Origin of the sequence: Sphingorhabdus sp. (genome assembly GCF_044357595.1) — a bacterium.
Taxonomy (GTDB): Bacteria; Pseudomonadota; Alphaproteobacteria; order Sphingomonadales; family Sphingomonadaceae; genus Sphingorhabdus_B.
Map to the genome: position 1 here is coordinate 1 of NZ_JBIKPH010000064.1, position 13,235 is coordinate 13,235.

Annotated in this window: 15 protein-coding genes and 1 pseudogene; 7 read left to right on the forward strand and 9 right to left on the reverse strand. The window is 55.0% G+C overall.

Features of this window, described 5'->3' with window-relative positions; genetic code table 11:
• The 3 genes and pseudogenes from ACIQ2T_RS07765 to ACIQ2T_RS07775 all read left to right on the forward strand — a co-directional run.
• Positions 1-986 (forward strand): annotated as a pseudogene (locus ACIQ2T_RS07765) (ribonucleotide-diphosphate reductase subunit alpha); the annotation flags it as partial.
• Between the two features lie 53 nt (positions 987-1,039).
• The gene (locus ACIQ2T_RS07770; RefSeq protein WP_315470006.1) at positions 1,040-2,092 is read left to right on the forward strand and encodes a ribonucleotide-diphosphate reductase subunit beta; all 1,053 of its coding nucleotides are present in this window, start codon (positions 1,040-1,042) and stop codon (positions 2,090-2,092) included.
• 165 nt (positions 2,093-2,257) lie between these two features.
• A complete protein-coding gene (locus ACIQ2T_RS07775) occupies positions 2,258-2,683 on the forward strand; it encodes an ion channel (protein ID WP_306063815.1) in 426 nt (141 codons plus the stop codon).
• Between the two features lie 7 nt (positions 2,684-2,690).
• On the opposite strand, the gene ACIQ2T_RS07780 is transcribed toward ACIQ2T_RS07775, so the two are convergent.
• On the reverse strand, positions 2,691-3,161 hold the full coding sequence (locus ACIQ2T_RS07780) for a thermonuclease family protein (protein WP_315470007.1): 471 nt from the start codon (positions 3,159-3,161) through the stop codon (positions 2,691-2,693).
• A 207-nt stretch (positions 3,162-3,368) separates the two neighbouring features.
• Here ACIQ2T_RS07780 and ACIQ2T_RS07785 point away from each other — a divergent pair, with 207 nt between their 5' ends.
• Positions 3,369-3,698, forward strand: coding sequence for a DUF952 domain-containing protein (locus ACIQ2T_RS07785; RefSeq protein WP_315470008.1), 330 nt, complete (start codon positions 3,369-3,371; stop codon positions 3,696-3,698).
• Positions 3,699-3,771: 73 nt separating this feature from the next.
• On the opposite strand, the gene ACIQ2T_RS07790 is transcribed toward ACIQ2T_RS07785, so the two are convergent.
• From ACIQ2T_RS07790 to ACIQ2T_RS07815, 6 genes are read right to left on the reverse strand one after another with little or no spacing between them, the layout of a single operon-like run.
• Positions 3,772-4,137, reverse strand: a complete 366-nt coding sequence (locus ACIQ2T_RS07790; protein ID WP_397590315.1) for a hypothetical protein — start codon at positions 4,135-4,137, stop codon at positions 3,772-3,774.
• A gap of 59 nt (positions 4,138-4,196) precedes the next feature.
• Positions 4,197-4,901: an NRDE family protein gene (locus ACIQ2T_RS07795; RefSeq protein WP_397590316.1), complete on the reverse strand. Its 705-nt coding sequence runs from the start codon at positions 4,899-4,901 to the stop codon at positions 4,197-4,199.
• Positions 4,892-5,458 (reverse strand): SOS response-associated peptidase family protein, encoded by a 567-nt coding sequence (locus tag ACIQ2T_RS07800; protein ID WP_397590317.1) that lies wholly within the window; start codon positions 5,456-5,458, stop codon positions 4,892-4,894. The genes ACIQ2T_RS07795 and ACIQ2T_RS07800 overlap by 10 nt, the downstream gene beginning before the upstream one ends.
• Before the next feature lie 41 nt (positions 5,459-5,499).
• On the reverse strand, positions 5,500-6,651 hold the full coding sequence (locus ACIQ2T_RS07805) for an N-acetyltransferase (RefSeq protein WP_397590318.1): 1,152 nt from the start codon (positions 6,649-6,651) through the stop codon (positions 5,500-5,502).
• Between the two features lie 35 nt (positions 6,652-6,686).
• Entirely contained in the window at positions 6,687-7,775 is a 1,089-nt protein-coding gene (lptG, locus tag ACIQ2T_RS07810; RefSeq protein WP_397590319.1) for an LPS export ABC transporter permease LptG, read from the reverse strand.
• A gap of 3 nt (positions 7,776-7,778) precedes the next feature.
• Complete coding sequence (locus ACIQ2T_RS07815) at positions 7,779-9,017, reverse strand: LptF/LptG family permease (RefSeq protein ID WP_397590320.1); 1,239 nt, start codon at positions 9,015-9,017, stop codon at positions 7,779-7,781.
• Positions 9,018-9,144: 127 nt separating this feature from the next.
• On the opposite strand from ACIQ2T_RS07815, the gene ACIQ2T_RS07820 reads away from it, so the two are divergent.
• Genes ACIQ2T_RS07820 through ACIQ2T_RS07830 form a run of 3 tightly spaced genes read left to right on the forward strand, consistent with a single transcriptional unit; the run spans position 9,145 to position 11,559 of the window.
• On the forward strand, positions 9,145-9,621 hold the full coding sequence (locus tag ACIQ2T_RS07820; RefSeq protein ID WP_397590321.1) for a DUF2141 domain-containing protein: 477 nt from the start codon (positions 9,145-9,147) through the stop codon (positions 9,619-9,621).
• A 9-nt stretch (positions 9,622-9,630) separates the two neighbouring features.
• Positions 9,631-10,602: a diacylglycerol/lipid kinase family protein gene (locus tag ACIQ2T_RS07825; RefSeq protein ID WP_397590322.1), complete on the forward strand. Its 972-nt coding sequence runs from the start codon at positions 9,631-9,633 to the stop codon at positions 10,600-10,602.
• A 33-nt stretch (positions 10,603-10,635) separates the two neighbouring features.
• Positions 10,636-11,559, forward strand: coding sequence for a hypothetical protein (locus ACIQ2T_RS07830; RefSeq protein WP_397590323.1), 924 nt, complete (start codon positions 10,636-10,638; stop codon positions 11,557-11,559).
• Here the strand turns inward: ACIQ2T_RS07830 and ACIQ2T_RS07835 are convergent.
• A complete protein-coding gene (locus ACIQ2T_RS07835; protein ID WP_397590324.1) occupies positions 11,556-12,209 on the reverse strand; it encodes a YoaK family protein in 654 nt (217 codons plus the stop codon). The two genes, ACIQ2T_RS07830 and ACIQ2T_RS07835, sit on opposite strands and share 4 nt — an antisense overlap.
• Positions 12,210-12,219: 10 nt before the next feature.
• Positions 12,220-13,235: serine palmitoyltransferase (gene spt / locus ACIQ2T_RS07840; protein WP_397590325.1), on the reverse strand; the 1,016-nt coding region annotated here is incomplete at its 5' end.

Consider the following 13,235-nt stretch of genomic DNA (forward strand, 5'->3'; position numbering starts at 1 on the left):
CGAACCTGTGTTCGGAAATCACCTTACCAACTGGTCGTGACCATTTGGGTAATGACCGGACAGCCGTTTGCTGCCTGTCGTCGCTCAACCTTGAAACATGGGATGAATGGAAGGACGACAAGGTCTTCATCGAAGACGTAATGCGCATGCTCGACAATGTGCTGCAGGACTTCATTGATCGCGCGCCTGATGAAATGTCGCGCGCAAAATATTCGGCAGGTCGTGAACGCTCGATTGGCCTTGGCGTCATGGGCTATCACAGCTTCCTGCAGTCACGCGGCGTTGGCTTTGAAAGCGCGCTCGCCAAATCGTGGAATATGAAGTTCTTCAAACATATCCGCGCACAAGTCGACGAGGCATCGATGATGCTCGCCAACGAACGCGGTGCCTGCCCCGATGCCGAGGAAATGGGCGTCATGGAACGCTTCTCCTGCAAAATGGCGATTGCGCCTACTGCATCGATTTCGATCATCTGCGGCGGCACGAGCGCATGTATTGAGCCGATCCCGGCCAATATCTACACGCACAAGACGCTCTCAGGCAGCTTCATCGTCAAGAACCCGTATTTGGAAAAACTGCTTCAGGAAAAGTCGAAGGATTCGACCAATGTCTGGAACAGCATCCTGGAAAAGGGCGGCAGTGTTCAGCATCTCGACTTCCTCACGCCAGAGGAAAAGGACACGTTCAAAACTAGCTTTGAAATTGACCAGCGTTGGTTGATTGAACTGGCGGCCGACCGCACGCCTTATATCGATCAGGCAACGTCGCTGAACCTTTATATTCCTGCCGATGTGGAAAAATGGGACCTTCTCATGCTGCACTTCCGCGCATGGGAATTGGGCGTAAAATCGCTATATTATCTGCGTTCGAAATCGATCCAGCGCGCTGGTTTTGCTGGCGGTGTTGAGGCGGATAATACCGCCGAAGCCCCTGTCATCGAGCTTGCGGCGCAAACCGATTATGAAGAGTGTTTGGCCTGCCAATAAGGCGTCCAGATATCACTTCGAAGGTATAAAATTTAAGATCCAAGGAAACAGACATGTCATTGTTACAAGCACGCAATAGCTACAAGCCCTTTGAATATCCATGGGCCTATGACTTCTGGAAACGCCAGCAACAGATCCATTGGTTGCCCGAAGAAGTACCCTTGGGCGAAGATTGCCGCGATTGGGCACAGAAGCTTTCGGATCACGAACGCAACCTGCTCACGCAAATCTTCCGCTTCTTCACACAAGCCGATATCGAGGTGCAGAATTGCTACCACGAAAATTACGGCCGCGTGTTCAAGCCGACTGAAGTCAAGATGATGCTGACCGCGTTTTCCAACATGGAAACCGTCCACGTCGCGGCGTACAGCCATTTGCTCGACACCATCGGCATGCCAGAATCCGAATATTCGGCGTTCCTCGAATATGAAGAAATGGCGGCAAAGGTCGATTATATCCACCAATTCGGCGTCGACACCGACGAAGACATTGCCCGCACATTGGCCATGTTCGGCGGCTTTACCGAAGGGCTGCAATTGTTTGCGTCGTTCGCGATGCTGATGAACTTCCCGCGCTTCAACAAGATGAAGGGCATGGGGCAAATCGTATCCTGGTCCGTCCGCGATGAATCGCTGCACTGCGAAGGCATCACCAAGCTGTTCCACGCATTCTGCGCAGAGCGCGGCTGCCTCACCAAGTCGGTGAAGGAAGACATCATCGATTGCTGCCAGAAGGTTGTCCGTCTGGAAGATAACTTCATCGATCTCGCCTTCGAAATGGGCCCAGTTCCCGGCATGACCGCCAAGGAAATCAAACGCTATATCCGCTACATCGCCGATTGGCGCTTGGGTCAGCTTGGTTTTCAACCAATTTATATGGTCGAAGACCACCCACTGCCATGGCTCGCGCCATTGTTGAACGGTGTCGAGCACGCCAACTTCTTCGAAACCCGCGCCACCGAATATAGCAAGGCGTCAACACGCGGCGATTGGGGCCAAGTGTGGAGCAGCTTTGACAACCGCAAAAAGAAAGACGTCAGCGAAATTATCGCCGCCGAAAATGACGGCATGGATATGTTCGAACAGGCTGGGGTTGCTGCGGAGTAAGCCTTCTCCATGATCTGACGTATACGTCATAGCATTAGACATTTACCCTGCCGCGCTTCTGAAAAGAGGCGCGGTAGTTTTTTGTGCGCATTCTGTCCGGATGCGGGGGGCGGCCTGCGCCAGTTCCCCCTTCCCCGCTTGCTCGTTTCGTGCAAGACTTGACTTATGATCCTTCAGCTTGCTGTTTCCACCTTCATGGTGCTGCTTACTGTGGTTATCCATGGTGGCGGGCTGGCCATTCTTGGGCGGATGTTACGCGGTGAGGTGCAGGTGGAGCTCGCGCATCATGTGCCAGGATTCTCGTTGCGGACGATGGGTTTTACGCTGGCGCTGGTGCTGGCGCTGTTCGTTCTCCATGGCGTCGGTATTTGGCTCTACGCTTTTCTATATGAAGGCCTTGGCGCGGTTGTGGATCTTGAGACCGCGGTGTATTTTTCAACGATAAGCTATGCCGGTATTGGCTTTGACGACCGCTACATCGCGCCCGAATGGCGCCTTGTCGCGGCGATTGAGGGGATTAATGGCTTGCTGTTGCTTGGCTGGTCGACCGCCTTTTTTGTAACGATTGTTGCGCGGCTCGGGCGGCGATAGGCGCTTATCAGCACCAGCTGCGCCTGCCGCCTTTATAATATCGGGCGAGTCCTTCTTCGACCAATATATCGCCAAGGCTTTTCCCACCGCGCGTGAGGATGCGCAATTTGCGGCCATAGCGATCTTCATCGCGGTTGATGCTTTGCAGCGTGAAGGGACCGGCATTCACCAGCTGAAGCATCCGCCTAGTAGCCGCAGCGCCGAGTTTTGCCTCTGCCGCGCATTTCGGTTGATGCGTTTCGGGCGTGTCAATACCGGTAATGCGGATCTTGGTTCCGCGATACCAAATCGTGTCGCCATCCACGACGCAGTTCGTGCCGCCATTGTTATGGCAGAACACGAACGAAGCCGCTTCGGTGTCGGCGGCAAGTGCGGCGAAGGCAGCGACGCCGCCAATCGGGGCTGTACCAGATGCCGTCCAGCCACCCCCAAAAATGGCAACAGACAGCATCAACATAAGCGAGAGAAACCGAGTCATAGTGCACTGGACCTTTGCGCGTGACCACCGACCGAGCGCGTTGGATGCCGCGTAAAAGCGGGCGCCTTAACTTGAAACTTGGCCAGTGTTGCCACGCGATACCATGATTTACATATATGGCTCAACCGGTGTTGAAGTCATGGTGCGTTAGGTCTGATATGGACCTAAAAGCTTGCCATCAGGGTTTGCATTGGACATGACTGCGGCATGGACGATAGACAGCACCCGCGCACCGCATTTAAGATACTGACCGCCGCGCAATGGGCGCAGTTTGAAGCGGACGGACTGTTTAAGGGCGCGCCCGTGGACCTTGCCGACGGCTATATCCATTTATCGACAGCAGATCAGGTGCAGGGCACGCTGGACAAGCATTTTGCGGGGCAAAACCGGCTTGTGATTGCTGAAGTTGATCTCGCCCCATTGCAGCCCTTGATCAAATGGGAGGTGTCCCGCGGGGGCGCGTTATTCCCGCACATCTATGGTGACTTGCCTATGACCGCAATCATTGGGCATGTGGCGCAGATCAAAACGGGATAGAATTGGCCGCGCCGTAAACGGCCGATCCATTTGTGTGGATGGCGCATCGCGCGCCCAGCACAGCCGGTTCGCGTCAGTAATTATTCCGGGGTCGGTTGCCGCGGCTGTCGACGTCGTCGGGTTCCCGCGCTGCCTCTCCTAATGTTTCTGGTTCATCATCATCGTTTCGCTCACCGCGATAGGCGTCCATGTCGATCCGTCCGCTGCGTTCCATCTGGTTCATATGGTCAACGACGTCCTGTGCGTCATCGGGGTCGATCTGTGCCGGGTTGGTTGCCCCGCCGCGCCTGCTTTCATGGGCAGGGGCGCGATCAGCAATGCCACGAATGGCATCGTCGGACACGGTTTGCGCCTGCGCGGCTTCATCGTCTTGTTCGCTGTTGAAGGTTTCAGGCGCGCCGTCGATGGGGCGGCTATTGTCTGTCGGGGTCAAAGGCATATCCTTTCCTGTTAGGAAGGTACAAACGCCATTGTGGAACTGCTGTTCCCTCGGAACGTTCAGCTGTGCCAGTGAAAGGCTATAGCGCTTTCGCCCGTGCATGTGCCGGTGCTGTCGAAACGCCGTTCCAGTATATGTCCTGCCCCATCCTGATCCACCGCCAATATTGTGCTGCACCGCGTGCCATAAACTGGATTGGAAATGAAAATGGGGTGCGCGTTGTCCGGCAGGTCATGGGCTTCTGCGAGAGCGTCAAAGAGTGCCGCCGGATCGTCCGCGGCGCCATTAAGCCATATCTGGAGCGCATGGTTCAATCGCTCTTTGCGCGGCCAGCGTTCGCCCTTAAAGGCATTGGAAAGGCCGTGGATTCCGTCACCTAATGATATTCTCAGGTCCAATGGGCGGTTCGACAGATATTGCAGACCTTTTTGGTCGCCAATCAGCAGGTTAAACGGGTTAAACGCAGCCATTGTCTCCGGCACATCGCCGCGGGTCAACCAGTCCGTCACCAAGGCACCACGCGACGCTTTTTGCGGATCCGGGCCTTCTGGGCCTCGCACGTTGGTCACAATGCCGAAGCGTCCATTGCGGCTTACGCCCATCCATGTGCCTTGGGATGAGATATCACGTCCCGCGATGATAGCAGGGGCACCGTCCCATGCTGCCAAGGGTGCGGCGCCGCGGGCATGATATTCGTCGCGGTTACCCGCAACCACCAAACGCCAACGCGGATGTGCATTCCAAGCGACCGAGACTACGCACATAGGACGCGACCTGCGATATGTGGCTGCAGCAGTTTCGACGCATCCTTCCAATCCGCCGTCAGCCAAGCCTGTTGCTGCGGCCCGTTGAGAATAAGCGGCGTGCTGCGTTTGCCCTGCTCTGCCGCGTCATCAACGCTGATGATCGCAAAGACGGGCATGTCCGTCAGGTCGCGCCAAATCCCTGCCATGGCGAACAAGGGCGGGGTTTCGATATCGCGGCGTTCCGGCTTTCGCCTGGCCGTTGGAATAATCGCCGTTGCCGGCACAAGGCAGCGTAATTCAACATGCCGCAAATTGCCAATCCAGAACGGGCTTTCCACATTGCGGACCGTCGGCACCCATTGCACCTCCCCATTTGGCTTCAGGCTGTTAGGGGCGGGATAGCCCCAGACCATTGGCCGAATGACGCGCTGCGATGTTCTGGCGGAACGTACGATAACCGGTGCAAACTCTCCAGGCCGCAAGTCGCCGCCACCCCAAGGATCAGGACCATGCGCTGCATCAAAAGCCTCCGCAATCGCCCCAGACGGCGCATCCAGGCAATAGGCGCGAGTCATATCAATCCGCTAAAGACCCCAGTTTCGAGAGGCACGACGGATCACAATTGCTTTTCGTAAATACGATATACTTTGTTGATCTTGCCATTAATGGCTTCGCCGACGGAATTCATCGGACCATTATCATCCAGTACCCAGCCAAATTCTCCGCGCGTTGCGCCAAAGTCGGCCGTCGATGAATCGCGGATCAGCGATACCAGCATGAAGGCCAGTTGGCTTGCCATTCTGGTCGACTGTAGCTTCTTGACCACGCCCATTAACGGCACCCGCATTGTCCGGACCTTCGGCGCGCGGAGCCACCAAAGCAGTTTCGCCCAGTTAAACGGGAACAACGATCCGCCAAAGGTGCCCGTCTTTTCGTTAATATCGGGCCATGTCATCATGAAGGCCACAGGTTCCCCATCGACTTCCGCAATGCGGATCAGTTCGCTAAAGACGATGGGTTTCAGTTGCTTTCCAGTATGGGCGACCTCGGCATCTGTGATCGGCACAAAACCCCAATTGCCACTCCATGCATCATTCAAGATAGACAGAATGATGGCGGCTTCGGCATCGAAATTTTTCTTGTTCACCTTACGAATGACAATGCGTTCGTTCCGTTCGCCCGACGCGACGATGCGTTGCACCAAAGGTGGAAAGGGCACGTCGATCGGGATTTGGTAAGTATAGAGGTCTTTGACACCCGCATAACCGGCTGCTTCAATCCACGCGCCATAAGCGGGGTTGTGATAGCCCATGAGTATAGTGGGTGGGTGATCATGACCGTCAATCAGCAGCCCTGGCTCTTCCCAGATCGACAGGCTCAACGGCCCCAGTGAACGGACCATTTTCTTATCGCGCAGCCACGCCTCTGCTGCAGCGATTAACGGCCCCGCAACATCAGAATCTTCCGCTTCAAGAAAGCCCCAATTGCCAACGCCCGGCCCCATGCCTTGTTCTGGCGGCTGTTTCAGCGCGAGATGGTCCATATGCGCGGAGATGCGGCCAACGACACGGCCAGCACGCTCGGCAAGGAAAAGCTGCGCCTCACCGTGGCCAAACCAGGGGTTTTTTCCCGGTGTGATAGTTGCCATCACATCGCTTTTTAGCGGAGGAACCCAATTGGGATCCCCCGCATACAAGCGAAAAGGCAGGTCAACAAATGCCTTTTTGTCGGCCATCGTCACAACTGGGCGAATATGTATCTGCGTCATTCTGTATCCCTGAAACTCTATGCAGCGCGCGGACCTTATTCTTCAGTACGGACCAAAACGGTTTCGCCTATCAAGAAGAATAACAAGAATGGACCCCATGCCGCAATCCAGGGCGGGTACGCACCCAGATTACCCATAGCCAAAGCGAAATTATCCGCGACAAAATAGGTAAAACCCAATGCCATACCGATAACGGCCCTCAGGAAGAGTGCGCCAGAACGGGCAAGGCCAAAGGCCGCAACCGCGCCCAGCAAAGGCATCAACAGGGTCGACAATGGGGCCGAAATCTTATGCCACAAAATGCCTTCCAGATTGTCTGTACGGCGACCAGCGGCTTTTAAATCGTCAATCGCACGCATCAGCGGGAGAAAGGCCAAGCTATCGCCATCCACTTTGACATAGTTAAATCGGTCAGGCGTAATGCCCCTGCCGATTATCAAATTGGCCGGCTTGGTTTCTGTAGTCGTGGCAACATCAAAGGATTTTGCGTTTTCCAGTTGCCATGCGTCGCCAATGTAGCGCGCCTGCATCGCAGTCACGACTTGCCGTAATCCGCCATTTGCGCGCAGATAAATACGGACATTTTCAAGCACAGTGTCATCGCCTGATCCAACCACATTGCCCGCGTTGATAAGATCATTGCCCTCGCGCACCCACACATTATTTCGCGCGTCACTATTGGGCGCAACCGCTCCATATTCTGCCGCTTGCCAAACCTTCAGGCGGGCCGTGCTTGGCGCGACTACGGCATCGTTGAAGACAAAAGAAATAAGCGCAACGCCAAGGCTGGCGACAAACATGGGTGCCAATATCTGATGCGCCGATAGGCTCGCTGCTTTCATGGCTACGACTTCGCTGTTCTGGCTTAGCCCGGCAAATGCAATCAACGTCCCGAGCAAGGCAGAAAATGGCAAAAATCGGGCAATGATTTGCGGCGCGCGCATCGAAACATAATGCAGAACATCGCCTTGGTCATTTCCGGGAACGGCCAATATCTTGCCACTTTCGCCCAGCAAATCGAGTGTCATCAGTATAAGGACAAGCATCGTAAGCACCGCGAAACTGCGGATGATAAACAACTTGGCCATGTACATGGTGATGTTGCGCGAGGGGAAAAAATGCATCTGTTATGGCTCCGCCTGAGGCGTCGGCATGCCTAAGGTTGTCAACCGGGATTTGCGACCAAAGCGGAACAAACGCTTCAGCCATTTTCCGGCCTTTGATGCGAACACCTCAAGTGCACCGATAGGCTGCCCACCCGGCACATGCGCGATGACATGATACATCCATAGGATCAGGCCAGCAAACAACAGGAAGGGCACCCATAAAGCAAAGAACGGGTCAACGACGCCCATGCCGCCGACGCTTTCGGCATATTCGTTGATCTTGTGATAAGTTACCACCATCACTATCGACAAAAACACCCCAAGTGCCGAGGTTGACCGCTTTGGCGGAATGGCCAGTGCAAGCGCCAAAAACGGCAGCAACAGCATCATCGCGACCTCGACAAGGCGGAAATGGAAATTGGCCCAGGCCTGATTACGTTCCGACGCAGGTTTTTGCGCATCGCCACCAATGTGAACCAACTCGGTAATCAGATATTCGCGGTCCTTGCCCCCACGGTTGCGGAAATTCTCTATCTGCGGCAGCGGGATGGGCACGTCATGGCTCGTAAAGCTTAACACGCGCGGCGATGTATAACTGGGCGCATCGTGGACAAGGGTCCCCTTTTGCAGACGTAATAATATTGTGTCGGGATCGTCCGTGCGCAAAAACTGCCCTTTTTCGGCTGTCACTGCGATTGACTGACCATTGTTGCTTTGCGCAAATACAAACATGCCAGACAATTCATTGCCGTTATTTTTGCTCTCATCGATACGCACGGTCAAATTTTTGCCAACATTGTTGAATTCACCCACCCGCACCTTTGCACCGAATGCCCCTGATCGAAGTTCAAAGCGCAGCTCTTCATAAAGGTAGCGCGCGCTTGGCTGCAAGAATCCAACAATGGCAAAGTTAACGGCGGCAAGTGCAATGGCCAACAGGAACGGAACTCGCAGAAGCCGGAAATAACTCATGCCAACGGCGCGGAAAATGTCGAGTTCTGAAGACGTTGCCAGGCCTCGGAAGGCCAATAAGACACCAAGCAACAAGCCAATAGGGATGCCCAGTGACAGATATTCAGGTATCAGGTTGGCGAGCATGCGCCATACGACGCTGACAGGTCCGCCCTCTGCCGCGACAAAGTCGAACAGGTTCAGCATCTTTTCCAACAACAGCAAAGATGCCGCAATTGCCAGCGTGGCAAGCAACGGTAACATCACGCGCCGGAAGATATAACGGTCAGTGGCAGTGATAAATTTCAACTTATGGTCGCCCTGTCACCCTAATTTGGCCGCAAACTATCCCGATAGACGCTTACAGGTTCAGGGGCAACATCGATGCTATCCCAAAAAACGGGGATATTAGACATAATGCTCCAGGAGTTTCAATATGAAGAAATATGTCGCCCTTTTGGCTGTGGTTGGTTTGGTGCTGGTTTCAGGCACAGCAACCGCGAGCCAAGAATTGACCAACGACCTTTCGCGATGCGCACCCGGCAATGGTCCCGCGGTGCTGGTTTCCGTGCGCGGCATAAAAGTACCGAGCGGCAACATCAGGGTCCAATCCTATCCCGCAAGCCCGGACGCATGGTTGGCCAAGGGCCGTTGGCTGCACCGCGTTGAAAGCCGCGCAAGCGCAGGCGGCATGGATATTTGCGTTCCCGTACCGTCCGAAGGCAAATACGGCATCGCCGTCCGGCATGATCTCAACGGTAACGGAAAAACCGACATTACCCAAGACGGCGGCGGATTTTCGAACAATCCCAGCATAAGCATTCTGAATTTGGGTAAGCCATCGGTGAACAAAGTTGCTTTTGCAGCAGGGCCCGGCGTCACCCGGATCACCGTCAATCTGAAATATATGTAAGGACGATATTTGGCTTTAGTAGCGCTGCTTTCGAACCCCAATTCAACCGGCAACAGGTCATTGTTGCCGGCGGTTCGAACCTATTGCGCCAAGAACCCGGATATCTTCCATTACGAAGTCGAAGAAATGGGCCAGATTGCCAAAGCGTTGGAAATGATTGCCCGGGTGAAGCCAAAGGTGCTTGTCATCAATGGCGGCGACGGCACTGTTCAATCTGCGTTGACCGAGCTGTACCATGGCGGCCATTTTGAAGGCACGCCGCCGCCTGTGGCGGTGTTGCCAAACGGCAAGACAAACCTGATTGCTTTGGACTTAGGTGTAGAGGGCGATCCGCTTGAAGCGCTCGCACGGATCATGGAAGTCGCAAAGGGCAACCTGTCCGAACATATTGTCGTGCGCGAACTTATCGCACTGAGCGACGGCAGCGAGGACGCACGTCCGGTTCTTGGAATGTTTCTTGGCGGCGCGGGTCTTGCCGAAACAATCCTATATTGTCGGCATAAAATCTATCCCCTGGGGCTGCCCAACGGGCTAAGCCATTTTTTGACCGCAATTGCCGTGATTTTCTCAACCTTTGTCGGGGTCAAAGCGAGCTTTTTGCCCGAACGGTCCAAGCCGGTGAGCATCTCATTCATCCGCAACGGAGAATTGCAAGGCACTTTTGCGGTGCTGATTGTGACAACGCTCGAAAAATTGCTGCTTGGCGGGCAAGCCGGAAACAGTAAGCAGCGTGGCCTGATGAAGTTCTTGGCGGTTGACCAGGCCCCAATGGCCATGCTGAAAATGATGGCGGCATCGCTGCGGGGTAAATTGGGACAGACAGCGATGACCGGCGTGCATTTCCAACAGGGTGATGTCATTCGTATCGATAGTGAACAAAGCAGTGTCGTTCTGGATGGCGAAGTGTTTGAGGCCTATTTGGGCAACCCCATTGTTCTTCGGTCCACGCCGCCTGTACCGTTCCTCAAACTTGCCGCTTAACAAGCTACGGTGAACAGGGCTAAAACCCCCGACATGCATTCGCTTACGCAACTTGTGGCTGAAGAACTGGCCGTGCCGGTGCAAGCGGGCGTCTGCGACTTTGCCGCCCAGATTGCCGCGCAATATGGCGATGCGGCGCGCGCTGTCTTATTTTATGGTTCTTGCTTGCGATCCGAACAATTGCAGGGCGAAATGCTCGATTTCTATCTCATCGTTTCGGACTATGAGGCCGCTTATGGTAAGACGTGGCTTGCGACTTGGAACCGCCGTTTGCCCCCCAATGTTTTCCCGTTTCAGCATGATGAGCTAATCGCCAAAGTCGCGGTGTTGAGCGAAAGAGACTTCCACGATCTCAACCGGCCGGCCGCGTCTGCTGTATCGGTGTGGGCGCGCTTTGCACAGCCGTCACGTTTAGTGTGGTGTGCCAACGAAGCTGCCCGGGTATCCGCAGTTAATGCTATCTGCGGCGCGGCCCCGACCTTGTTGAACGCGGCGCTGGCATTTGTCGAACGCGAGGTTGATGTACTTGATTTATGGCAATCCGGGTTTCAGATGACCTATAGCGCTGAATTGCGCGCCGAACGCAAAGACCGGCCATCGTCGGTGATTGCGTTTGACCCCGAACGCTACGAACGCATCGGGGCTGCCGCCTTGCATCATACGCATATCGCCAACGCACTGCGCGGCGGCAAAATTATACTGCTGCCCGATGTCGATGGCAGAATTGCTCTCGAGAAGAACCGATGGCCAAGCCTGCGTCGGCGCGGCAAGCTGTTGACCATTGCACGGCTTGGCAAGGCCGCGTTCACTTACGCTGGTGGGATCGATTATCTGGCGTGGAAGATAAACCGCCATGCAGGCACGCACATCCATATTCGGCCGTGGCAGCGCAAATGGCCCTTAGTCGCCGCTTTGTTTCTGGTGCCGAAGCTTTTGGCGAGAGGCGCGGTGCGTTAGGGCATAATGCGTTTGCCTTGTGCCAACAGCAGCAGCGCAAAGACCCCGGCATAGCTGGCTGGTAACCACAGGCTATCAAGCCCAAAAAAACCGAATAGCAGCGCGCCGATAGCAGCGCCGCTGACAAGTCCAATCCATAGCAAAAGATAGGGCACCCACGCAAACCGTGCGCCGCCGCTCATCAATGTCGCAAGCCCCTGACCAATCTTTACCAACGCGCCTGTCATATAAGTAAGCCCGAAAGAGACCGAGCCCTCGCGTTCAAAAAGCGTGTTTTCCAAACCCATGCAAAATGCCGCGAGGCAAAGGCCGAAGAGCAGAAATTCGAAGCTTGCGATTACGGGCGCGGCAAACAGCAATATCGATATGATGATGAGGATATATGCCTGCCGCCGCGACGGCGAAAGCGTGTTCTTGCGGCCAATAAGCGATCCTGCCACCACGCCGCCGACAAAGCTTAACAGTAGCAAAGATACCATGCCGACATAAGGCGCGCCTTCGACCACACCGACGCTAAAGCGCGTGGAATTGCCGCTCATAAAAGACAGGAAAAACCCGCCGCTCGCCAAAAAGCCGATGGCATCGACCATGCCCGCCATGGCCGCGAAACTTACGGCCAATATGCGGGCATTCCGGTCAAGCCTGGTCATAGGCCAGCCGTCAGATAATCCCGACGGCTTTGCCCGCGCGTTCGAAGCGGTCGAGAATGTCAGCGACCTGTTCGCTGCTATGTTCGGCGCACAATGAACACCGCAGCAAGGTCATGCCCGCTGGTGTCGCTGGTGGCCGCGCCAAGTTCACATACAGCCCGTTTTCAAGCAACGCCGCCCACATGGCTGCGCCCTTTTCCAGATCAGGCATGATCACGGCAATGATCGCGCTTTGCGCATTGGGTGTGCCTAATTGGAAACCCAAATCGCGCAGGCCTTGATGCAGGCTCTTCGAATTCTCCCACAAATGCCCGCGCTTATTGCTATTGTGCATGAGCTTGCGGATGCTCGCGGCGGAACATGCGACGACCGAAGGTGGAAGCGATGCGGTGAACACATAAGGGCGGCACACAAGCCGCATGATTTCGAACTTCGGGTGGTTTGACACACAGAAACCGCCAACCGTGCCGACAGATTTGGAGAATGTGCCGATGATGAAATCAACATCGTCCAACACGCCTTGCTCTTCGGCAACACCCCGGCCATTTTCACCGATGAAGCCCATGGAATGCGCTTCATCAACCAAGATCATCGCGCCCGCTTCTTTCGAAACGCGGATCATTTCCTTCAAAGGGGCAACATCGCCCAGCATCGAATAGACGCCCTCAAGCACCACCAACTTGCCTGCATCGGCGGGCAAACGCTTAAGACGCTTCTCAAGCGCTTCCACGTCATTATGGCGGAAGGCAACGATTTCGGCATCGCCCATTTTGCAACCATCATAGATCGACGCATGGCTGTCGATGTCGAGGATGATGTAATCACCCTTGCCCGCGATCGTGCTGATAATGCCCAAATTGGCCTGATAGCCCGTGGAAAAGACCATCGCATGGTCCATTCCGTAAAATTCCTTCAACGCGTCTTCGCATTCCTTGTGGCCCTGAAACGTGCCATTCAGAACGCGGCTGCCCGTGGTGCCCGCGCCAAATTCGTCCAAAGCTTTCTTGCCTGCCGCGATGACATCAT